This window comes from Rickettsia endosymbiont of Lasioglossum villosulum, assembly GCF_964026455.1.
GTDB lineage: Bacteria > Pseudomonadota > Alphaproteobacteria > Rickettsiales > Rickettsiaceae > Rickettsia.
In genome coordinates this window covers 1,193,848-1,217,169 of record NZ_OZ032152.1, presented here as the reverse complement: position 1 = coordinate 1,217,169, position 23,322 = coordinate 1,193,848, and the positions used below count along the sequence as shown (strand labels likewise).

Here is a 23,322-nt window from a genome sequence, read left to right as displayed (position 1 = left end):
AGGTCCAGCTGAAAAATACTAATATTATTAGTATTTTTATTATTTTTCTGGATGCCTTAGGTACAAGAAATTAGATGACTACCTTAGGGTGCTTTTCGATCCACACGGGCAATGCCCTCTATATTAGGATGCAGCTTATGGCACAAGATACCATAAATAGATAACATATTATAGTTGACTGGATTGTCACACTCATTTCGTTTGTCAAGCTCAGGAAAATTAGGTATCCATGCCACAATGTTGTTATGGTATGACGCAGTTGTTCTACTAATCCACACAATAGAGCCATAGTTAGAAATGAGAAATCTACCTTTTCAACAAAGCCGACTAAATCCTTTAATGATAAAGGAAAAACCGAAATCATATAATAATGCATCCATTTTAGGGAAAAATTTTATAGTTTTTCTATCAAAAGTCAATTTTTAAATATAAATTTGTATAAAAAAGTTTAATTACATGCTTTATTTTGCTACTATTATGATATTAATATAATAAAAACAAAACTTCGTCATCTACTTTTCATTTATTAGGATTATATTATTATTCTTGTGCAGGGATTGTTTCGTGGATCAAAAAACGCCCTAAGGTAGTCATCTAGTTGCTTGTACCTAAGGCATCCAGAAAAACAACTTTTAATATTAATAATTTTAGTATTTTAAGCTGGATTCTGCGATCAAGTCGCAGGATGACACAGGAAAAATTGATCTACGCAACAAAGCCATAGGATGACAGAAGGAAACAATCCACGCAATAAAGCTATTTGTACAATTATCTAAATAGTCGGCATTACTAACTAAGTATACCTTTAATACTTCAAGATTTGGTAAATACTCAGATAGAACTTCAAAAATTGGTGACAATGTTCTATAAGTACGCAGGTAGCCACGTATTAAGTAACTGCTGCCGCTCCTCGTCTTATGAACCGATTACTCTTTTTGAAGCTGATCTTCGTATAAGCCAAATTTCGGGATTCGTCTGTGCTCACGTAGTTTATCTACTGCTTGTGCAGACTCACCGCTTGTTTGACTTACCAACTTTTGAAGTATTCGCGGTATATAGATATCGTCATAAGCTACACGACTGTAAGGAGCGTGGCAATCTAGGGAAAATAATAAAAATGCTATGCATTTTACTAGATTGCTTCGTCAAAACTTATAGTTTTTCCTCGCAATGACGATTCTATATTTAGTTAGTAATACCAAATAGTTTAATTATTTAAATTATGGCAATTGAGCTTTAGTATTTCTATACTTTTTGGATGCTGCTCTCCGAATTTTTTTATTTGATGATCACGAAAGTTTTTATAGAAAGATCTAAGAGGTACATGGCAGCTTGCTTTAGCAGCGTTTAAGTACATAATACTTATCTCGTCTACATTTTTCATATTTTCTCCATAGTTATTCCAATATATATTTTCTGCTGTGCTATAAGCTTCTACTGCTTCATCATTTTTATTAAGGCTAGCTAGTGCATTACCTTCAGCAACAAATGCTTTAGCCAAGCTTGTATCCGGTGATGTAATAATTTCCTTATTAGGTCTATTTGTATCGCTAATAAAAATTGTTTTAGCTTTTTCTGCATATTCTAGTGCTTCTTTAGCATTTCCAAGACCAAGTTTTGCTTTTGAAATTTGAGTAAAAACACGCCCAAATATTAGATGATTTTCTTTCTTAACTAACTTATTCATATCATATATTTGTTGTGCTTGAGAATAAGCTTCTTCATATTTACCAAGGTTATTTAATATATCTGCTTTAATAAGATATATATTGCTTAGAAATACATCTTGAGGATTTATTCCATTCTCTACAGCTGTATTTATAGTATTATTAATTTGTTCTAGTGCGTCATCATATTTACCTTGCATGGCGAACAATCTAGCTCTTGCAGAATATAAAGTTATAATATCGGCTTTATCAACCAACCCACCGTTAAACATATCCTCCATAATTTGAATATTATTTTTTGCTTCTTCAAGCTGACCGAGTTCAATATATGCCAGTGCCAAAGTATAATTTATATTACATCGGTAAGAATTATATCCTTGAATATCCTCATAAACTTTTTTAGCTCTTATATCATATTCAATTGATTTATGATGGTTTCCAAGATGCCTATAATATCCACCTATAAGACTTAAATATGAGGCATAATCGCATTTTTGATCATTATCCATTTTTGATAATTTAAAATTACCTTTACTATCATTTTCATTAAACCAATCTACTAATTTTTGAGCACTATATAAATCTAAAGAATTTATATATTGTGTTATCAAATTTATTTTTAGTCCTAAAATTACATTTATGGGTATATCATATTTTTCTGCATTTTTTGTGATTATATCTATGTTACCTAATACTGTTTTAGCGTTTCTAAAAATACGTGCCTTTACCACGCTTGAAGGTACAGAACTTATATAGTTAGTAACGACCTGGTCAATAGATTCTTTATTGTTAGTATATCCATTAATTTTTAGTATTTTCTCAGCTATGACATCATGCATTTCAAATGTGGGATTATCTTCATTTGGCTCAATATTAGTGATTAAAGCAAATTTGGAAATATTATAAATGTCGTCATCTAAATGATCCTTATCCGAAGTGATACAATTTAAAAATTCTTTTGAAAAACTTTGATTGTTAATTAAAGCTATTTCATTTAGTAATTTTCGAGCAGAAGGGCTTAACACTTTAATAGCAAGTCTAATATTTAGCTCAATTTTATCATTAGCTCCTTGTATTTGCTTCTTATATTCATTTAAACTTAAACCCTGTACCTGATTTAATATTTGTGATCCTTAAACCATAAGAATCGGATATCCTTTAAATTCTTGGGCTAAAAATTCTATCGATTCCGGGTTATTACTTTCTAAAATATTTTCTACAAGCATTTTAGATTCTTTTTCCTCAAAAGCAGTAATTTTTACGATATTTGGTAATAATTCACTGTCCTGTGAACAAAATATAATATTGCCATTATGTTCCCAATTAATAAAATCTGCTATTTTTTTATTCTCGCCTACTTTTAAATTATCAAACACTAATAACCATTTATCTTTACTAGCTAGATAAGTCATTAATTCCTTTCTTACCATACTAATATTATCTGAAATGATTGCAGAATTTGCTTGAGCATTAATAACTTTAGCAAGCTTCATTAACTGTCCATCAATATCTAAATTACAATCTATAAACCAAATAAGATCATAATCAGCCTTATTATCATAAGCGTACATCCTAGCAACCTGAGTTTTACCCATACCACTCACACCTAATATGCCCGATTGTTTATATTTGATTAAGTTACTTTTGATCTTTTTTATTTGTAATGTATGATCTATAAAATAGCTAACAGGTGTAACAAGATTAGATATTTGTTCTCTTGCGAATATATTCTTACTCATTAAGAGTATGATAGTCAGTAATATATATTTTTTCATAATCTTTGCTAATTCTAATTTTTAGATGTAAATATTTAGGGTTTTTTCGATCAAAAGTCAATAAAATTTTATTACGATACAAAATTAATGCTGCAACTTTTAATTTTCAACTAGATTATCTTGACTAAATCATAATAACATGCTCTTATTTCAAGTATAATCAAACTAAATAATAAAATTAATTTGATTTATTAAGAAAAATTTATTATACTATTAATTTTTATTAACATATTCATTGATCAAGATGGAAAATCCAACACAAAAATTTATATCTTTTTCAGAACATAAAGCTGATATAGAGCGTATAAAACAAGCAATAGAAGAAGGCTGGGCAATAGTAAAACTAGTGCCTAATAAGGGACGTTTCATTGGTCTTTTGGAAAAAATTTCACATGCAGAAGATGATGAAACCGTATATATCCCGCCGAGAAAAAAAATATTAGTTAATTAATATTTTTTCTATTGAAGTTTATATTATCATTTCCTTTTATTCTTTTCTTTTAAAAAGAGTATAAAATTGCTATTTTAAAAGAAAAGAACTACATAATGCCATCATTTGAACAAACAAAAATCTTACCTTATAAACCTCAGGAATTATTTAATTTAGTTTGGGATATAAAATCTTATCCTAAATTTCTACCTTGGTGTGTAGCTAGCAGAGTTATTTCAGAAAATAGTGAAGAAATCGTCGCGGATCTTGTGATTCAGTTAAAAGGTTTTTCAGAAAGTTATCGTTCTCATGTTACTAATAAAATAATAGATGATAAAGAATATTTCATTAATACCTTGGCTATTTCGGGTCCTTTTAAGTATTTAAACAGTACTTGACAATTTACTTCTCATCCTATAGGGACTGAGCTAAAATTTTTTATTGATTTCGAAATGAAGTCTAGAATGCTTGAGAAATTAGTTGGTAGCTATTTTATTAAAATAACCGAAAAAACGATTATAGCTTTTGAGGAAAGGGCGAGAGGAATTATTAAGTAAGGTAAAGAAACTTTAATTTTACCTTACTTAATTGATAGAAAACTTATAATACAGCTTCTATAGCATTTCCTGATAATTGCACGTCGGTACTATAAACATTATCATAAGCAAAAGTTACAGCTGCGGCTGCTCCATTTACTGCACATAAAGTACCTTCATAAACTGTAGATCCTGCGTCATATAATGCTTTTTTATGCACTCTACTACATTTTCAGAATTAGCAGCTACTGTAACTGCTACAGTACCTACCATACTAGCTGTAGGATGGAAAAATATTGTACTAGCAAGACTTTTTACTATTACCTTTGCAAATTCTGGTAAAGCAAACCCAAAGGCATATCCTGTCATTACTGATCCAGATATTTCTTTAAAAGTAATAAGACCTAAAAGAATTTGTGGTAAAGTTTTTACGGCGTAACTTGCTGCTTCAGCAGAATGCTGACCACAATTTATAGCTGATTCTTGAGTATTATCAAGGTGCGTTTTACTATTACTAGCAAAATAATTAAACATTTTAGAAAACATTAACTTTCTCCATTGTTAAGTTGAATTACCATATTTTATGGTTTCTAGAGCTTAAGTAAAAACTACCATAAAGCATAAGTAAATAAATGTCAACCATTTAGTTAAATATTATTAATAATTCATTTCTTATTTAGAGCAACTAGGTAAATTTCTGTTGATTCTTTGCGGCTGGATGATGGTTTAAAATGTTTGACAGTAGAGAATTCACGTTTCACTTTGTTTAAAAGCTCATTTTCAGCCCCACCACGAAAGATTTTAGCAATAAAATGACCGGAAGGGTTTAAGACTTTTAAAGCAAACTCAAAAGCTTGCTCGCATAAAAGCAGAGTTCTTATATGATCGGTAGTTTTGTGACCTATAGTATTTGATGCCATATCACTCAATACTATATCAGCCTTGCCTTTTAAAGCTTGTATAATCAATTCTTCAGTATCTTTTTCAAAGAAATCTTTTTGAAAAGACTCTACTCCAGGAATTGGTTCGATTTCAAGTAAATCGACTGAAATTATTTTATTTTTTAAATTACCATCCGTAGCTTTAATGAGCTTAGAAGCTACTTGACTCCATCCCCCTGGGGCTGCCCCTAAATCAACTACTTTCATATTTGGGGTGAAAATTTTAAATTTTTCATGAATCTCAAGGAGTTTATATGCAGCTCTTGATCTAAAGCCTTCAATACGTGCTTTTGCAACATAAGGATCATTTAACTGACGCCTTAGCCAGTTACTAGAAGAAACAGTGCGTTTTTTAGAAGTCTTAACTCTAACAAACTTATTTCTATAACCACTTAAATTATTTGTCATAAAATCTTTTATTTTCGTGTGCTATTTTATCTAATATAGAATTAACAAAGCCTATTTCGTGATCATTTAGCATATCATTTGCTATATCTGTGTATTCATTAATTATTACTTTAGTAGGTATATCTGGAAAAAATAATAATTCACATATACCACTGCGTAATAAAGCCTGTAGCAAAATAGGTATGTGATTTTGGTTTTTATCATTTACCAGATGATTACTTATAATTTCATCTATTTTATCAATATTTTCAAATACCAACTTTACCAACATTTTAAAATGGCTTATAGTTAGTGATATTTTTATGGGTGAATCAGTCATAGAAGTATCGTTGCGATAAAAAGAAAGTACATTTTCTATTATATCATCTATATTATCATTGTTCCGTAACATATGTTGATATATAGCTTGTATTGCTGCAATACGTGCAATCGACTTCTTATTGATTTTATTTGAACTCATAAAAAGAAATAAAGTTTTAAATTTAGTATACTATACTTTAAAACTACTTATTTGTATACTCGTTTAATTTGAAAAATTGGCTACATCGTTCTATAAATACTGCGGTACTCACGTATTTAAGTATACGCTCCGTGTCTCGCACTTATGGACTGATTACTTTTTTCAAATTAAACTTCGTCTACCTACATATTAATAATAAAAAAATTATGTTATCTATAGTCGGATTTATTATAACAATTAGTATCTTAGTGTTTATCCACGAGCTAGGGCATTATGCAGTTGCAAGATTCTTTAATGTAAAAATCGAAGAATTTTCGATAGGTTTCGGCAAAGAATTAATCGGTATTACAGACTCAAAAGGGGTTAGGTGGAAAATTTGTTTATTGCCGCTTGGGGGATATGTTAAGATTTATGGTTATGATCGAAACATTATGGATAAAGCACAAGAAATAAATGAAAAAGTAGCGTTTTATGCTAAATCCTGTTTTGAGCGTTTTTTAATAGTTGTAGCAGGACCTTTAATTAATTATTTACTTGCCATAATAATATTTGCTGGATTTTATTTTTGTCTTGGTAAAATAGAAGTTCAGCCTGTAATAGGGGAGGTAATAGCTGAATCACCAGCAGAAAAAGCTAATTTGCGAGAGGGTGATAGAATTGTTAAAGTTAATAATAAATTAGTTAAAGATTTTAGTGATGTACAAAAAGAAATACTAATTAATGGTTTAAATTCTTCTACTTTATTAATAGAGCGAAAAGGTGAAGAATTTACTGTTAGTATAATGCCTGAAGAAGTAGTTGTAGAAAAAGCTAGAAAAATACTGCGTATTGGTATTATGGCTAAAAATGAACCTGTTCATACTAAAATAGGGATATTATCAAGTTTATCGGAAGCAATATTTGATACTATAGATGTATCGGCGGTAACTTTAAAAGCAGCATCACAAATGATTGTAGGAAAGCGATCAGTAAGTGAAATAGGTGGACCGGTAGCTATTGCAAAAGAATCAGGAAGAACTTTAGAGCATAGTATAGAGATGTATTTACTATTTATAGCAATGCTTTCAGTAAATTTAGGACTACTTAATCTGTTACCTATACCGGTACTTGATGGTGGTCATTTATTATTCATATTATATGAAGCAGTTACAGGTAAATTACCGAATATTAAAGCTAGAAATATTTTATTACAAATAGGTATAATGATAATAATTTTCCTTACTGTAATTTCTTTTTCTAACGATATAAAAAATTTATTCTCTTAAGTGGGTAGATTTACTTGCTCTAGTTAATATTATTTACTATAGTGTACGTTTAACGCAAAAATTTTAAATAAATCTTATAAGAAGGTTTTAGGTGATAATCAGGTCAATTATTAAATTAGCAATTTTAACAGTAACAATTTTTTATTATAACATTTCCTTAGCAGATTCAGTTATTCGTAAAATAACTATAGAAGGTAATCATAGAATTGAACGCTCTACTATTGAGAGCTATTTAAAGCTAAAACCTGGTGAAAGCTATAATAGTTTAAAAGAAGACGAAGCAATAAAACGCTTATATGCTACTTCACTTTTTAGAAACATCAAAATGGATATGTCAAGCGATGGTAATTTAATTGTTAACGTTACTGAAACTCCATTTATAAGTAGCGTAGTATTTAGAGGTAACTCTAAAATAAAAGCTAATATGCTATCTAAAGAGATTTATACAATGGCAGGTGAGTCTTTAAGCCAAGCTAAAATTGAATTAGATGTAAAAAAAATATCAGAAATCTATAAACGTAGCGGTCGTTTTGCTACTATAGTAACACCTAAAATTGAAGATTTAGAAAATAACAGAGTTAAGGTTATTTTTGATATCGCAGAAGGACCAAAAACCGGTATTAAATATATTTATTTTAGTGGTAATGAAAATTATAGCGATTCAGGGCTTAAATCTATTGTTTTAACTAAAGAATCTCGTTGGTTTCGTTTCTTAGATAGTAATGATACTTATGAACCTGATCGTATTGAATATGATAAAGAATTATTAAAAGAATTCTATCAATCAGTTGGTTTTGCAGATTTTAGAGTAATTTCGGTATCAGCTGAGTTAAATAATACTAAAGAATATTTCGTTCTTACATATTCTCTTGAAGAGGGTGAAAAATATAATTTCGGTAATGTTACAATAGAAAACAAATTAACCAATATTGATATAACTCCTGTTAATAAAATTGTCAATATTAAGCAAGGTAGTGTTTTCAATATGAAAACAGTTGAAAATATTGCTGATAAAATTGGAGAATATTTTACAGCAGTAGGCTATCCAGCAGTGAATGTTTATCCTGATATTGTAAAAAACCCTGATCATACAATTAATATTAAATTTATTATAGAAAAAGCCGATAAGGTTTATATTAATAAAATTAATATTATTAATAATCTTAAAACTGAAGATCATGTTATAAGAAGAGAGTTTAAATCTGAAGAAGATGATATACTTAACCGTTCTTATATTGAAAAAGGAGAGCGTAATCTTAGAAACTTAGATTATTTTGAGAAGATAGGAATTACTTTTGCTCAAGCAAAAACCAAGGATAAATATGACTTAAATGTTGAGGTTGATGAAAAATCTACTTCTTCTGTCGGTTTTGATTTAGGGTATAACACCACAGGTGGGGTATTTGGACGCTTCTCTTTCTTAGAGCGTAACTTAGTAGGTACAGGTAAAATACTCAATGCTGGTGTGCAAGTAAGTAAAAATACTACTAGCTATTATGGTGGTATTACTGACCCACATTTCTTAGATCGTGATTTATCCCTAGGTGTAAGCGGATTTATAAATAAAAGTGGTCGTGGTCAGAGTGTACTTTCCAACACAGATCAAAATTATAGACAGCATTCTGTAGGTGGTAAAACTTCCTTAGGTTATGAAATTAAAGAAGATTTAAGCCACGAAATAGATTATTTAATTAAACGTGATACCTTGAGTGCTCCATCTCCATCAAGCTCAATATTTTTACAGGAGCAAATGGGTAAGTTTATTACTTCTGCTATTGGTCACACTATTGCTTATGATCAAAGAGATAGTAAAATTATTGCGAAGAATGGTTATTTAGTAAGTATTAGTCAAGAATATGCGGGTATTGGAGGTGATAATAAATATCTGAAACATGAAGTTGATGGTAAATATTATAAATCTTTCATACAAAATAAGCTTACTTTAAAACTATCTGCTTCTGGAGGTGATATTGCAGCACTTGGTGGACGAGTTATTAGAATTTCAGATCGCTTTAATTTAGGTGATTATAGCTTAAGAGGTTTTGCTAGCGGTGGTGTTGGACCGCGTGAAAAAGTTACTAATGAAGGTTTAGGCGGTAAAAGATATTATACATTTTCTACTGAACTTAACTTCCCAACTCCAGTACCTGAAGAATTTAACCTCACTGGTTCGGTATTTATGGATTTAGGAAGCTTATGGGGAGTAGGCTTAAATAAAGCAAAATATCAAAGTCCAAATGGTATCTATAATGATAAGTCACTTAGGGCTTCAGTTGGTTTCGGATTTATTTGGGTAACACGCTTTGCACCAATTAGAATGGACTGGGGTTTTGCGGTTAAAAAGAAGAAATACGACGATACGCAGCATTTCCACTTAAGGTTTTCTACGCATCTTTAGTGGTATTGTAATCTAGTTTACTTCAGGCTTTATTGTATAGCTTGAAAAAAGTGTAAAATGTCATCCTAACGTAGTCGTTGTACTTGCGTGAAGTAGTTTTTCCTTGTCATCCCGTGGCGGCGTTGTTGCGTAGATCGGAAAACGCCCTCGGTGTCATCTAGTTGCTTGACCACAGCATCCAGTTAAAAATATTAATAATATTGATATTTTTAGTTGTTTTTCTGTATCTAGTTCCCAAGCAACTAGATGACTACCTTAGGACGTTTTTCGATCCACGCAAGCAAATCCTCATGCGGGAATGACATCGAAGCAATCTAGTGAAATGCATAGCATTTTTATTATTTTTCCTGGATTGCCACGCTCCTTGTAGTTGCATAGCTTATGACGATATCTATACTTGGTTAGTAATACCAAAAAATTAAATTAATTTCCTAGTACTTCCACAATAATACTTTCAAAATAATTTTCTTATTTTAAATTCTTGCCGATGTAGCTCAGCTGGTAGAGCGGCGCATTCGTAATGCGTAGGTCTGGGGTTCAAATCCCCACATTGGCACCGTTAAACACAAGATGAATTATTAACAATCCTACATAATTAAACTCAATTGGATTTGGCAACATGCATTAATACAAACGCTTATAACTAATAGGCAAACTGGCGAACAACTAGCTACCTGCTCTCAATTCAGGATATACTGCTAATAAATGAAAAGTTGGGTAGACGAAGTTTTATTTGGAAAAGGGCATGAAGTCTGTAAGCCGAGGAGCGGAGCGTACAAAGGTACGTGAGCATCTGAGGGTTACAAAGACGACATAGCCAATTTTTCAAATAAAACGAGTATACTATAGTCGGTTCAATTTGATGATTTAATAGAACTAATTAATTCCATTATCTCATTCCTTTCAAAAAGGTTGCTTATGTTATTTAAGTTATTATCTATATTAATTTTATCAAAAGCTTTGTAATGCTCTTGCAAAAGTAAATTTTCTAAATAATTAGTAAGCGAATCGGCAAATTTTTGATTATTATAAGTTTTTTTTTGCTTTTTAAAATCTTCTAATGATACTAGGTTGTCCTTAGAATCATTCGCATGGATAATATTACTCTGATCGGATTGAGTAAAATAATTATAAATTCTTTGTATTTTATCAGTATATTGGTAATTAAGCATATAATCAATTTTACTATAAAGATACATTGATCTTAAAAACATTAGATTTTGATATTCTGGAATTTTAGGATAGAGATATTCACCTTTCCAATGAGTCCATAAATTAGATGAAAAAAAACCTAAAACATATCCTCCGGCATAACGTAAATTATCAAACTCTATATCATCTTCTTCAAATAAAGAAGACAAAGCTTTTGAAAATGAGTCAACCATCTCTTTTATTATAGTTTGAGTATCAATTTTAATAGAAATATTAGGATATTTCTTAGTTACTTCTTTTTGAAAAACTTTAAAAGTAGGAAGTGCTACTTTTTTAATTTTAAAAATTAAGGAAGAGTTATAGATTAATTTTGAATATTCTTCTTTTTTTCTTTGCATGATTGAATCTAATCTAAAATGTTATTATGGGACTGTGAAAAAAATAATTTAAAATCTAATTACTTACCCAATCGCCCTTATCGTTTTTATGATATTTCTTTTCCACAGCTGACCATGCTACTTTATGTGCAACGGTTTCTCTAGAATCGTTATCCCGTCTTTTTTCAGGAGATTTATATTGTTCAAATGCATGGTTAAAAGCTTCACGATAAATATCTTGAGCGTGCTTTGGAAGATGATTTTTGACTGAATCGGGTAGGTCGGTATTGTTTTTGTAAGGCATAAAAACCTCTGATATATAGTATTGTTTGGTGTCATTCTAGCGTGAGGTTTGCCCGTGTGGATTAGTTTTTCCGTCTGAGCTAAGGAAATTACGAAGTAATTGACGAAGCAAGGAAGTAAAAAAATGCTAACTTATAGTATTTTTTATTATTTTCTCTGGATTGCCACACTCACTTCGTTCGTTCGCAATGACGTTTTTTGAGCCATGCAACAAGACCAGCATCAAGCGGGAATGGAATGACATATAAGATATCTTATAACATCAAAGGTTTTATTTCTAGAAAAAAGTTAAACTTAATTTTATGACCATAAACTTTTCATTTTGTTAAAAAAGCTGCCATCATTTTCTTTTTCATTTACGGATTCTTTTCTCAATTCTTCTAATAATTCTTTTTGTCTTTTTGATAAATTTTTAGGCACTTCAACATGCACATGTGCAAGCATATCGCCTCTAATAGTTGACCTTATTTTAGACATACCTTTGCCGCGTAATCTTAGCTGATCACCGTTTTGTGTTCCTGCTGGGATGGTTAGATTTACTTTGCCGCCTTCAATTACCGGCACCGCTACTTCTCCGCCAAGGGCAGCATTTACAAAACTAATAGGTAGTTTGCAATGTAAATTTGCTCCATCTACCTTATAAATATCATGAGGTTTTATTGCGATATCAACATATAAATCGCCATTATTGCCGCCTCTAATACCTGCTTCACCTTCGCCTGGATGTCTTATTCGAGTGTCATTTTCAACACCTGCGGGAATATTTACAGATAAATTTCGCTGCTTGTGGTAACGCCCCAAGCCGTGGCATTTTTTACAAGGGTTCTTGATAATTTGACCATTACCTTGACATTTATGACAAGTTTGTTCAATCATAAAAAAGCCTTGCTGAACTCTAGTTGCACCTACGCCGCCACAAGCATCGCAAGTAGTTGCAGTTTCCCCTTTTTCAGAGCCGCTACCATGACAAGTATCGCATTTTACTTCACTGGAAAAACTGATATTTTTCTCTACGCCATGAAATGCTTCTTCTAAATTAATAGTAAGATTATATTTTAAATCAGAGCCTCTAACCTTACTTGAAGTTGGCTTTCTTCTGCCACCACCGCCCATAAAGTCGCTAAAGAAATCACCAAATATATCGTTGATATCAGCACCGAAAGGATGACCGCCCTGACTGCCAGCTCCGCCTCTTGCTTGTTGATTTTGGAAAGCATCATGTCCAAATCGGTCATAAGCTGCTCTTTTCTGTTCGTCTTTTAAAACTTCATAAGCGGCATTGATTTCTTTAAATTTTTTCTCGGCGTTTGTATCACCAGCTGCGGCATTATCAGGGTGATATTGTTTGGCTAACTTGTGATAGGCTTTTTTAAGATCAGCACTGCTTGCTGTTTTGCTAACTCCAAGGATTTGATAATAATCTTGTGACATGAAATTATATTATATGGTTGTTTGGGGCTATGTATAACTAATAAAACGTCATTGCGAGGAAATTACAAAGTAATTGACGAAGCAATCTCAGGATGTTTAATGAGATTGCAACAAAGCTACGCTCCTCGCAATGACGTTCTACTTTACTTCTTCTCTACATCTTCAAAGTCTGCGTCTACTACTTTTTCGTTGCTAGCAGTATTTTCTTCAGAAGCACTACCAGCAGCACCAGCATCGCTTTGTGCTTTATACATCGCTTCGCCGATTTTCATACTAGCAGCGGTTAAGCTTTCGGTTTTTTCTTTAATTAATGCAGCATCTTCTGAATCTAAAACAGCTTTTAAAGCAGATAAAGCATCTTCTACCGCTCCTTTATCTTCAGACGATAATTTATCGCTATAATCTGTTAAGGTTTTTTCAGTAGAATAAATTAAGCTATCAGCAGCATTTTTTGCTTCAATAAGCTCTTTACGTTTTTTATCCTCATCGGCATTTTTCTCAGCATCTTTAACCATTTGCTCGATTTCCGCATCGCTAAGACCGCCGGAAGCCTGTATTGTTACTCTTTGCTCTTTACCGCTAGCTTTATCTTTAGCCGAAACATGGACTATGCCGTTTGCATCAATATCAAAAGTCACTTCTATTTGCGGCACGCCACGTGGAGCAGGAGGGATTCCTTCTAGATTAAACTGACCAAGCATTTTATTATCTTTTGCCATTTCACGCTCACCTTGGAATACCCTAATAGTTACTGCATGCTGATTATCATCGGCAGTAGAAAATACTTGGCTTTTCTTACTTGGGATTGTGGTGTTACGATCGATTAATCTTGTAAATACGCCGCCTAAAGTTTCAATACCAAGAGATAGAGGTGTAACGTCTAATAATAATATATCAGTTACTTCTTTGTTTAATACTCCGCCTTGGATCGCTGCACCAAGAGCTACAACCTCATCAGGATTCACGCCTTTATGTGGAGCACGCCCGAAGAATTTTTCCACCGCTTCTTGTACTTTCGGCATTCTAGTCATACCACCAACTAGCACTACTTCTTGAATATCGGCAGCTTTTAAGCCTGCATCCTTTAAAGCTTTGCGGCAAGGTTCTATGGTTTTCTCAATTAAATCATCGACTAATTTTTCAAGTTCTGCTCTAGTAAATTTAATATTTAAATGTTTTGGACCGCTACTATCAGCTGTGATATAAGGCAAATTAATATCAGTAGTTAATGCAGATGACAATTCTTTTTTAGCTTTCTCAGCTGCTTCTTTTAAACGCTGAAGTGCAAGTGGATCGTTACGTAAATCAATCCCACTTTCTTTTTTGAATGTATTTATTAAATGCTCTAATACTCTTGTATCAAAATCTTCACCACCAAGGAATGTATCGCCGTTAGTTGATTTTACTTCAAAAACACCATCACCAATTTCAAGGATTGAAACGTCGAATGTTCCACCACCAAGATCATAAACCGCAATAGTTTTGCTTGCTGATTTATCAAAACCATAAGCAAGAGCTGCCGCAGTTGGTTCGTTGATTATTCGAAGTACTTCAAGCCCAGCGATTTTACCAGCATCTTTTGTTGCTTGACGCTGTGCATCATTAAAATAAGCAGGCACAGTAATAACTGCTTGTGTTACTTTTTCACCTAAATAATTTTCAGCTGTTTCTTTCATTTTTTGTAAAATGAAAGCACTAATTTGGCTAGGTGAATGTTTTTTCCCTTCAACTTCAACCCATGCATCACCATTATCAGCTTTAACTATATTATATGGCACTATTTCTTGATCTTTTTTAACCATTGGATCGGTAAAATTTCTACCGATTAATCTTTTTACTGCATATACAGTATTACGTGGGTTAGTTACAGCCTGTCTTTTAGCGGACTGCCCAACTAACTTTTCACCATTTGCGAAAGCTATAATCGATGGCGTAGTTCTCTCACCTTCAGAGTTTTCTATTACTTTTGGCTCCTTACCTTCCATCACTGCAACGCAAGAGTTGGTAGTTCCAAGATCTATACCTATTACTTTTCCCATAAATCCTCTATTAATTTTTTATTTTGTTTATTGCTTTTTATTTGATATAGTGCTGATCTAATGATTTTACAAGAGGTGGGAATGAAAAAATTATTAATTTTACCAAAAATTTTATTTATCGTTAATCTATTTTTATTAAATAATATAGTTTTAGCGTCGTCGGAAATAAGTAGTACTATATTTGAAAAAGCTAAGAAAGCGATTGTAACGATTGATACTAGAATTGCTGTATCAGCTTATGAAGATACAAATAGCTGGACAGGAACCGGATTTATTAATGATAAGAAAAATGGTTATATAATTACTAACACTCACGTTATTGGGCTTAGTGCAATCGGTACTTATTTTGTTACCTTTTATAATGGTGAGCAAGCTGAGGCAAAATTAATATATTATGATATTTGGCAAGATTATGCCGTTTTAAAAGTGGTTAGTAACGATATACCGGAGTCGGCAATGGAAATACCATTTTCTAGCGAATCTCCGAAATTAAATCAGAAAATTTTTGTAGTCGGTAACACCGAAGCACAAGGTTTTTCTTTCCATACAGGTTATTTATCTGATCTATATAATATTGATGGTATGATGCCGCAAGGTACTTATATAATTAATTTAAATATTACTGGTGGTGCTAGTGGCTCACCAGTGCTTAATGATAAAATTGAGGCTATAGGCGTATTATATGGTGGTGGTAAGACCCACTCTTTAGCGTTGCACGGCGATTATGTAATCCGCACTTTAGAAAGCTTAAAGAATAATAAAGAACCGATAAGACAGCATATGGGAATAATAAGCGATCTATATTCATTAAATAAAGCTGTTAGACATAATAATTTCCCTAAAGAAGAAATGGATAAATATATAAAGAAATTTCCCGATAGTAGAAATAGAGTTATAAGCGTTAAGACGGTTTTAGCCGGTTCGCCTGCTGAAAAAGTCTTGAAAGCCGGTGATATTATTTGGGCTATTAATGATAAAGAGCTAGGTGGTAATTTAGCGATGTTTGATAGAGAAATGGACAATTCTAAAAACGCCGTTACGAAACTTGTTATATTCCGTGATGGGAAAAAGCTTGAGCAAACAGTAAATCTATATAACGTCAATAATAATAAAATCAGTAGAATGGTAAATTTTGGCGGTGCTATATTTTTTGAAGTAGATGATTATTTTAGTAATAAATCAGGCATTCCACTTAAATCCCTAGCTATAGCTTCTGTTCAGTCCGGTAGTAGTTTTAGCTCTATACCAACATTTTTTACTAAAGACTATAAAAATGTTTACAGACTACAAATTTTTGAGATGAAAGATTTAAAGCTAAATAATCTTGATGATTTAATAAAGCTTATGCCGAATATTACTAAAGATAAATTTATAACTATAAGGTTTAAAAATTACCAACCATATTATGCTCATTTTGGTTACAATGAAATTATTTCGTCTCATGATGAAATGAGTGCAGACATAACTTTAGATTCCATAGACACTAAGCCGTATATACTTAAATATAATAATGTTTCTCATGAATGGAATACAGAAAATATAAAGCTTCAGTAACTAATTTAGTTGTGATAAATTAACAATCGTTAATCAATTAAATAATATCAAATTCAACTCTGGTTATTGTGTTGTTTCTTCTAAATTTATAAACTTTAAATTACTAAGAATTTAATTTTTATCAATTTAGGAGAAATGATGACTAAATATATAACTAACTTAAACATACCCCCCAATAGTAATATAAATGATATCTATAATTCAATTACTCCTAGAAAAGAAGAAGCAATTATAGAATCTTTAATTTTACAAGAAAAATTTCAGCCATTAGATTTACAATTTCTTAAAACAGCAAGTCTTCTTAAAAAAGAAAATTCTGAAAGTTCTAACATGCTAAAACACTATGTTACTAGTTATGATAAAGAAATCATTGAAAATATTTTTCGTTAAGCACATGATAATGGCGAAAAGGATTTAGTAGCAAAGATGTTGGAAATAGAACCTAAATTAGTAAGATTTTGCCAAAAACAAGAACTCGAATTAGTAGGAGATGACCAACCCCCGCAAGATCAAGTTTAAAAAAGCCTAAACCATTATAATTTATTATTTTAAGCTCTAATTATTATAATTTAGGAAAAAAAATGAAGAAGCAAAAAAAACAATTATCCGTACCTAGTTTAGATTTAAGTGTTACAAAAAAAAGCAAATCAGAAGATTTACCACCTCCACCTAATTCTGAAGAAGATAGAATAACTACACCTACTTCAGCACCAATTCTTTCAGATTGTAAAGAATTAGATTTAAAAGATTGTGAAAATTTAAATAAAAATGAATTAAAAAAATATTTTAAGTCTATCAATGAACATAATCAAAGTATTTTTTGTCAAGCAGTAGAACAAAATAAGAAAGAATTAGTAAAAGATATATTGGCAATAAATTCTGATTTAATAGACGTAAAAACTAAATTAGAGGGACATAATATTCTGCATAAAGCTCTTGCTGGTATAGTAGATGCAGAAATGGTAAAAATATTATTGGAAAATGAACCTTATTTAGTAGAAAGAATAGACAATCAAAGTCTAAATCCTTATATGTTCGGTGAAATATATGGTTTTGGCATAGAAGCTCAAAATGAACAAAATAGTAAAATTAAAAAAGTAATAAAACGTTATGAGAAAAAAGTTGCTAGCGGTAAAGTACCTATTAGAGAATCAAAATCATTATTTATTAAAGATACTAAAGAAACTCCAGATAGTTTAAAGTTTTTGCAATATTTATATGATAAAGGAAATGAAGAAAATTTAAAATTTTATATAGCTGTTAATTTAAAACAGAATAAAGATGTTTTTCATCAAGCAGTGATGTCAAATAAAAAAAAGTTAGTAAAAACAATATTAAATTATGATCCTGAATATATAGATTATACTAATTCGGAAGGTCATAATGTACTGCATATAGCACTTAAAAATAAAGCAAAAGCAGATGCAGAAATGATAGAAATATTACTGCAATGTAAACCTAAACTAATAACAGAAAAGAATAAGGAAAATTTGACTCCTCTTATGTTTGGAGAAAAATATGGCTTTAGTAAAGTGCTATCAAAGAAAGAAATTAGTAAAATAAAAGTAATACTGAATGACTATGGGAGAGATGCTATTAGTTATAATTCGTATTTGTCTGATTCGCCTAATGAAAAAATGGTAGATTGTGAGGACGAATTACTAGGGAATAATAAAATAGATGATTTAGGAGGGATTAATGGGACAGCAATATAACATAAATAATAGTGATGATGGGATAACAGTTGAAAATACGTTACAATTTTTTAAAGATAAACTGTATCTTTGTAAGCATTATATATGCTCTATGACCAAGAATAGTAGGGATAAATTAAAGTATAGTGAGAAATTAATATTAGATAAGGTATTAAGTTTAGCAATTAAAAATGAAGAGTATGTATTACTTGATGAAATGATAAAACTAGTACCTGATTTAGAAAATTATATGTATAAAAAAGGTTTTATGGATGATAATAATTATTATGTCCTGCCTATGGGAGTGGATAGCTGATATGTTGAAGTTCGGCTAAGGTAAATCGTGGTTGTTCGTATATCATTCCTGTGAGAACAGGAATGATATACGTAGATTTATAATTCGGTGACTGGCATTTCGCCTAAATTTTCAACTTGATAAAATTTTGTTTCATATCCGTCATGAGATTCAGTTCGTATTAAATTTTCTGGCTGCTTCATTGCCTCTTTTACTAACTTTACTCTCTCCGAAATAAAATCTATATTAGTTGCTGTTTGTAGAGGAAAATCTTGTATTACTTCTACTTTTTTACCTCCGCTAGCAGCAGTTATTTTAATTATTTCACTATTTGCTTCATATGCATAATTTTGAATTTCATCAAAATATATGAGCTTACCATCAGCGTCAAAGCCCATTAATTGTTGTGCTTTCAATAATTCTTGTTTTGCTGTTACTACTAACTTTGCTGTTTCTTTTGGTAATGACGGTAGCTCAAATTTATTTGTTGAATTTTTTGTTTCAAATAATTTTTCGTATTGAAATTTATAATTTACTAGCTTTATTTCATCATTTGGTTTAGTAAGATTTTTAATAGCCTTAAAAAGCCATTTTCCTGTTGTGTTAAAGGTTTTTACCATATTATTATGATCTTAAGTGCATATGTTTCTCTAAATTTATTTCGAGTCGGCAATATACAAATCTTGTTTAAGTATGTCAACATAAATTAATAAATCTTATATTAAATATTAATAAAAAGTAATTATCATAATTTCCTTTCACAAAAGCAAAATAAACTGATATTAATATAAAAAGATGTTAGGGGATTATTTGTTATCCTGGAGCAGAGTTGCCCGTGAATTGGGAATCGTCATTGTGAGGAGAGGCAATGCCGAGGGCAGAGGCAATCTCAGGAATATTATACTACCTCATGAGATTGCCACGCTCATTTCATTCGCTCGTAATGACACTTATAATCCAACCAGCATCTTATAATCAAAAAAAGTCTAAAAAATTATGCGTTATTTATTTATTGTTTTCCTACTCGTATTTGTAAATGGTTGTAATTTAAAACCTGTTTATAATACAGAATATAGTAATAGTGAGGTAGTTAAAAATTTAGAATCTATTGAGGTAGAGCCTATTAAAACAATAGAAGGGTCTGAATTTTATCACCGATTAACAAGTATCTTGCCACAAAAAACAAAAGCAAAATATATTCTTAAGGCAGAATTAGCAGGAGCTACTACGCCTGCTACCATAGAAAAAAACTCGAATGTTTTAAGGGAGTATATTAATCAGTTAGTCAAATATCAATTAGTTGATATAGAAAGCCAAAAAATATTAATCAAAGAAAAATTTTATCAATCAACATCATATAATTCTATTTTTACCCCTTATGCTTCAAGTGTTGAGAGAGATGAAACAGGAATAGACCTTGCCTATGCGGCAGCTGAAGAAATTCGCAGCAGACTAATTTTATACTTTACTCGAAATAATAATTTATGAAATTCTATTTTTTGCAAATTAATCGTTTATTTGAATTAATAGCCAGTGGTAAGGTTAAGGCTCTATTATTATATGGTCCTGATAAAGGTTATATAGATAAAATTTACCGTCACTTAGTGAAAAAGTTTAACATGCTGCAAACTTCTATAGAATATAGTGACCTTAATATTTCTTCTTTAGAGATATTACTTAATTCGCCTAATTTCTTCAATCAGAAAGAATTAATTAGAATTAAAGGTGTGGGAAATTCAATTGATAAGAATTTAAAAGTAATTCTAAATGATAATTATATTAATTTTCCTGTATTTATTGGTGAAGATATTACCTCAAGCAGCAGCTTTAGAAAATTTTTTGAAACTGAAGAATCACTAGCTTCGCTTGCTTGTTATCATGATGATGAAGCAAAAATTGAGAAGATAGTTTTAGAAAAATTAGCTAAATGTAATAAAATTATAGATAGGGAAGCACTCATTTATTTAAAAAATCATTTAAAAGGGGATCATGAGTTAGTTTCCAACGAGATAAATAAGTTGATATATTTTGTGCATGATAAACAAGAAGTTACCTTAAATGACATTAAAGAGGTGCTAAGTAGTGAGATCATAGCTAATGGTAGCGATTTAGCAATGTACTTTTCACAAAAAAATTACGTCAGTTTTTTAAAAGAACTAGATATATTAAAAAAGCAAAATATAAATGAAGTGCTGATGATTAGAGCCTTAATAAGGCATTATCTAAATTTATATATAGTGTTGTCGAAAGTAAAAAATGGGGAGCGTGTTGATTCTGCAATAAAATCGCTATCACCGCCTATTTTTTATCAGTATATTAATGATTTTACCAAAATAGCAAATAGCCTTAGTCTAGCTGAGTGCTTGAAGACTTTAAGAATATTGCAACAAGCGGAAGTGGATTATAAATTAAATCCTGCTGGGTTTGATCTTTTACAAAAAATCGTTGATGTCATCCCTGCTTTTAGCTACGAATGACATTAAAGGAATATATCATTATGCCAAGACCTGATTTTTCTGATCCTGATAAACAAATTCAAGAGATAATTAGAGTTAACCATGCTGGTGAGTATGGAGCAAAAAGGATTTATCAAGGACAGTTAAAGTATACTAAATCTCAAAATGACTATGTATTAATTAAAGAGATGCTAGAGCAAGAAGAAGTGCATCTAAATTATTTTGAGAAAAAATTATTAGAGAAGAAAGTAAGACCTACTGCCTTATTATCTTTTTGGCATCATTATGGATTTTTACTTGGGGCTGTATCTTCTAAAATTGGTACAAAAACAGCAATGTTAGTTACGGAGAGTGTAGAAGAAGTAATAGAGAAGCATTATGCACAGCAAATAAATTATTTGGAAAATAAAAACATTGAACCAGAATTATTAGATAATATTGTAAAATTTCGGTTAGATGAGATTGAACATAAAGACACGGCTATAATAAATGATAGCGAGCAAGCAATATTTGCGAAAGCAACAAGTAGTGTAGTAAAAGCGATTTGTAGAATTGCTATTAAACTAAGCAAAAAGATTTAATCCTCAATGCTATCATATCCAAGAAGTTCTGAATATATATTTTCTATGTCTTGGGTAGGCTGTTTATACAACTCTGCTTGTTCAAAATATTTCTTACTTTCTTCAATATTCCCAAGTTTTTTATAGCAATACCCAATCTTAGAGAGAGCTTCTTTCATATCGCAGCAATAGTTATCGCTACCAAAAAATTTAATTATTTCAATTTCTTGTAGAGTTAAGCCTAAAATTACGTTAGCATCTTCATCAGTATATGACTCTAAATTGCTTAAATCGTGTTTTTTACTTTTCATGTATTAGGAATTAAGAAAAAATAGGGTGCCAGGGGTTAAGCTCCGTTGTTACAATATAACAACCTCCATTATACTTCATGATTTTACTCACTTATAATAACAGACCCCTGGCATAAACTTGACTTATAAGTTTTTGACAGATTGGTCTTGCAACAATGGAGCTTAAACATCATTAGCGTTTCATATATTAGTTGAATAATATAAATAGTCAAGAGGTTTTAGTTGTTATATTGATAAAAAATGTAATTTTCAGTTAATAAGTACTATTTTTTATATTTTTTGGGTGATATTTTGTAGTAAAATTTGCTTTTAAATAAATAATAATTTATATTTACATGTGTAATCAGAAATAAAAAAATAAAAATGAATAACTCTCATCCTAATACTAAATCTCATTTATTTCATATAGTTGATCCAAGCCCTTGGCCTATTTTAACTTCATTTGCTTTACTTATTTTAGTTGCGGGTGGCGTTTCATTTATGCATAGCTATAAATTTAACCATTACATACTAGCTTTTGGAGTTATTTCAGTAGCTTATTGCTTATATTCTTGGTGGAGAGATGTAATAAAAGAGGGAATAATAGATCATAGTCATACCGAGCCTGTTAGACATGGTCTAAGAATTGGGATGGCTTTATTTATTTTAACTGAAATAATGTTTTTTGGAGTATTTTTTGCATCTTTCTTTAAATCAAGTTTATCACCTGTTGGTCTTTTAGATGGTGTATGGGTAATAAAACAAGGCGTATGGCCGCCACCTAACATTAAAGTTTTTGATCCATTTGATATTCCTTTTATTAATACTTTAATATTACTTTTATCTGGTACTACTGTTACTTGGGCTCATTATGCCTTAGAAGAACGTAATCAAAAAGATTGTGTAACGGCTCTTGGTCTTACTATAATTCTTGGAATATTCTTCACTTGTATGCAAGCATATGAATATTACCATGCTGCTTTTAAATTTACTAATGGTATATATCCGTCTAATTTTTATTTAGCAACTGGCTTTCATGGTGCACATGTAATTATAGGTACTATATTTTTAATAGTATGCTATTTCAGGGCGAGAAGAGGTGACTTTGCTATTAAAAATAATGGGCATTTAGGATTTGAATTTGCAGCATGGTATTGGCATTTTGTTGATGTAGTATGGTTATTTTTATTTACTTTTGTATATATATTTGGTAGTTAGTCATAGACTATAGACCATAATATGTGATTATAATGTTACTTAAAACAAGTATTTTTGCAATATTTTGGTATAT

The 23,322-nt window shown here is 30.8% G+C and carries 22 protein-coding genes, 1 tRNA gene and 1 pseudogene; 13 read left to right on the top strand and 11 right to left on the bottom strand.

The features are described from left to right. Positions 1-1,207: 1,207 nt before the first annotated feature. A complete protein-coding gene (locus AAGD49_RS06050; protein ID WP_341788350.1) occupies positions 1,208-2,692 on the bottom strand; it encodes a tetratricopeptide repeat protein in 1,485 nt (494 codons plus the stop codon). Between the two features lie 108 nt (positions 2,693-2,800). Beyond that, the gene (locus tag AAGD49_RS06045; RefSeq protein WP_341788349.1) at positions 2,801-3,442 is read right to left on the bottom strand and encodes a hypothetical protein; all 642 of its coding nucleotides are present in this window, start codon (positions 3,440-3,442) and stop codon (positions 2,801-2,803) included. Between the two features lie 244 nt (positions 3,443-3,686). Here AAGD49_RS06045 and AAGD49_RS06040 point away from each other — a divergent pair, with 244 nt between their 5' ends. Together AAGD49_RS06040 and AAGD49_RS06035 are read left to right on the top strand one after the other, a co-directional pair. Continuing rightward, positions 3,687-3,893 carry a DUF2674 domain-containing protein gene (locus AAGD49_RS06040; RefSeq protein WP_011477782.1) on the top strand — a complete coding sequence of 69 codons (207 nt, stop codon included), beginning with the start codon at positions 3,687-3,689 and terminating at the stop codon, positions 3,891-3,893. Between the two features lie 95 nt (positions 3,894-3,988). Beyond that, positions 3,989-4,429 (top strand): annotated as a pseudogene (locus AAGD49_RS06035) (type II toxin-antitoxin system RatA family toxin). A 135-nt stretch (positions 4,430-4,564) separates the two neighbouring features. On the opposite strand, the gene AAGD49_RS06030 reads toward AAGD49_RS06035, so the two are convergent. The 3 genes from AAGD49_RS06030 to nusB form a co-directional block, all read right to left on the bottom strand. Beyond that, positions 4,565-4,954, bottom strand: a complete 390-nt coding sequence (locus AAGD49_RS06030; RefSeq protein WP_341788348.1) for a hypothetical protein — start codon at positions 4,952-4,954, stop codon at positions 4,565-4,567. A 119-nt stretch (positions 4,955-5,073) separates the two neighbouring features. After that, positions 5,074-5,757, bottom strand: a complete 684-nt coding sequence (locus tag AAGD49_RS06025) for an RlmE family RNA methyltransferase (protein WP_341788347.1) — start codon at positions 5,755-5,757, stop codon at positions 5,074-5,076. Then, positions 5,747-6,217 (bottom strand): transcription antitermination factor NusB, encoded by a 471-nt coding sequence (nusB, locus tag AAGD49_RS06020; RefSeq protein ID WP_011477778.1) that lies wholly within the window; start codon positions 6,215-6,217, stop codon positions 5,747-5,749. Before nusB ends, AAGD49_RS06025 begins: the two co-directional genes overlap by 11 nt. 206 nt (positions 6,218-6,423) lie before the next feature. Here nusB and rseP point away from each other — a divergent pair, with 206 nt between their 5' ends. The 3 genes from rseP to AAGD49_RS06005 all read left to right on the top strand — a co-directional run bounded on the left by rseP (position 6,424) and on the right by AAGD49_RS06005 (position 10,436). Further along, complete coding sequence (gene rseP, locus AAGD49_RS06015) at positions 6,424-7,482, top strand: RIP metalloprotease RseP (RefSeq protein ID WP_341788346.1); 1,059 nt, start codon at positions 6,424-6,426, stop codon at positions 7,480-7,482. Positions 7,483-7,573: 91 nt separating this feature from the next. Further along, on the top strand, positions 7,574-9,880 hold the full coding sequence (gene bamA / locus AAGD49_RS06010; RefSeq protein WP_341788345.1) for an outer membrane protein assembly factor BamA: 2,307 nt from the start codon (positions 7,574-7,576) through the stop codon (positions 9,878-9,880). A gap of 483 nt (positions 9,881-10,363) precedes the next feature. Then, a tRNA-Thr gene (locus tag AAGD49_RS06005) sits at positions 10,364-10,436 on the top strand. A gap of 298 nt (positions 10,437-10,734) precedes the next feature. Here AAGD49_RS06005 and AAGD49_RS06000 read toward each other — a convergent pair. From AAGD49_RS06000 to dnaK, 4 genes are all read right to left on the bottom strand, one after another. Further along, positions 10,735-11,430: a hypothetical protein gene (locus AAGD49_RS06000; RefSeq protein WP_341788344.1), complete on the bottom strand. Its 696-nt coding sequence runs from the start codon at positions 11,428-11,430 to the stop codon at positions 10,735-10,737. A gap of 55 nt (positions 11,431-11,485) precedes the next feature. Continuing rightward, positions 11,486-11,713, bottom strand: a complete 228-nt coding sequence (locus AAGD49_RS05995) for a ChaB family protein (protein ID WP_341788343.1) — start codon at positions 11,711-11,713, stop codon at positions 11,486-11,488. A gap of 299 nt (positions 11,714-12,012) precedes the next feature. Further along, the gene (gene dnaJ, locus AAGD49_RS05990) at positions 12,013-13,143 is read right to left on the bottom strand and encodes a molecular chaperone DnaJ (RefSeq protein WP_341788342.1); all 1,131 of its coding nucleotides are present in this window, start codon (positions 13,141-13,143) and stop codon (positions 12,013-12,015) included. 143 nt (positions 13,144-13,286) lie between these two features. After that, a complete protein-coding gene (gene dnaK / locus AAGD49_RS05985) occupies positions 13,287-15,182 on the bottom strand; it encodes a molecular chaperone DnaK (RefSeq protein WP_341788341.1) in 1,896 nt (631 codons plus the stop codon). 60 nt (positions 15,183-15,242) lie between these two features. On the opposite strand from dnaK, the gene AAGD49_RS05980 reads away from it, so the two are divergent. The 4 genes from AAGD49_RS05980 to AAGD49_RS05965 all read left to right on the top strand — a co-directional run bounded on the left by AAGD49_RS05980 (position 15,243) and on the right by AAGD49_RS05965 (position 18,746). Then, positions 15,243-16,736 carry a S1C family serine protease gene (locus tag AAGD49_RS05980; protein ID WP_341788340.1) on the top strand — a complete coding sequence of 498 codons (1,494 nt, stop codon included), beginning with the start codon at positions 15,243-15,245 and terminating at the stop codon, positions 16,734-16,736. Positions 16,737-16,874: 138 nt separating this feature from the next. Further along, a complete protein-coding gene (locus AAGD49_RS05975; protein WP_341788339.1) occupies positions 16,875-17,126 on the top strand; it encodes a hypothetical protein in 252 nt (83 codons plus the stop codon). A gap of 191 nt (positions 17,127-17,317) precedes the next feature. After that, positions 17,318-18,451, top strand: coding sequence for an ankyrin repeat domain-containing protein (locus AAGD49_RS05970; RefSeq protein ID WP_341788338.1), 1,134 nt, complete (start codon positions 17,318-17,320; stop codon positions 18,449-18,451). Then, positions 18,435-18,746 (top strand): hypothetical protein, encoded by a 312-nt coding sequence (locus tag AAGD49_RS05965; protein WP_341788337.1) that lies wholly within the window; start codon positions 18,435-18,437, stop codon positions 18,744-18,746. The genes AAGD49_RS05970 and AAGD49_RS05965 overlap by 17 nt, the downstream gene beginning before the upstream one ends. A 77-nt stretch (positions 18,747-18,823) precedes the next feature. On the opposite strand, the gene AAGD49_RS05960 is transcribed toward AAGD49_RS05965, so the two are convergent. After that, positions 18,824-19,345 carry a hypothetical protein gene (locus tag AAGD49_RS05960; protein ID WP_341788336.1) on the bottom strand — a complete coding sequence of 174 codons (522 nt, stop codon included), beginning with the start codon at positions 19,343-19,345 and terminating at the stop codon, positions 18,824-18,826. Between the two features lie 376 nt (positions 19,346-19,721). Here AAGD49_RS05960 and AAGD49_RS05955 point away from each other — a divergent pair, with 376 nt between their 5' ends. The 3 genes from AAGD49_RS05955 to AAGD49_RS05945 are packed head-to-tail and all read left to right on the top strand — an operon-like array spanning position 19,722 to position 21,762. Next, positions 19,722-20,213, top strand: coding sequence for a hypothetical protein (locus AAGD49_RS05955; RefSeq protein ID WP_341788335.1), 492 nt, complete (start codon positions 19,722-19,724; stop codon positions 20,211-20,213). Continuing rightward, entirely contained in the window at positions 20,210-21,202 is a 993-nt protein-coding gene (gene holA / locus AAGD49_RS05950; protein ID WP_341788334.1) for a DNA polymerase III subunit delta, read from the top strand. Before AAGD49_RS05955 ends, holA begins: the two co-directional genes overlap by 4 nt. Positions 21,203-21,222: 20 nt before the next feature. Next, positions 21,223-21,762 carry a demethoxyubiquinone hydroxylase family protein gene (locus tag AAGD49_RS05945; RefSeq protein ID WP_341789241.1) on the top strand — a complete coding sequence of 180 codons (540 nt, stop codon included), beginning with the start codon at positions 21,223-21,225 and terminating at the stop codon, positions 21,760-21,762. Here the strand turns inward: AAGD49_RS05945 and AAGD49_RS05940 are convergent. Continuing rightward, on the bottom strand, positions 21,759-22,052 hold the full coding sequence (locus AAGD49_RS05940) for a tetratricopeptide repeat protein (RefSeq protein ID WP_341788333.1): 294 nt from the start codon (positions 22,050-22,052) through the stop codon (positions 21,759-21,761). The two genes, AAGD49_RS05945 and AAGD49_RS05940, sit on opposite strands and share 4 nt — an antisense overlap. Before the next feature lie 363 nt (positions 22,053-22,415). On the opposite strand from AAGD49_RS05940, the gene AAGD49_RS05935 reads away from it, so the two are divergent. Beyond that, positions 22,416-23,249 carry a cytochrome c oxidase subunit 3 gene (locus AAGD49_RS05935; protein WP_341788332.1) on the top strand — a complete coding sequence of 278 codons (834 nt, stop codon included), beginning with the start codon at positions 22,416-22,418 and terminating at the stop codon, positions 23,247-23,249. Positions 23,250-23,322 lie beyond the last annotated feature (73 nt).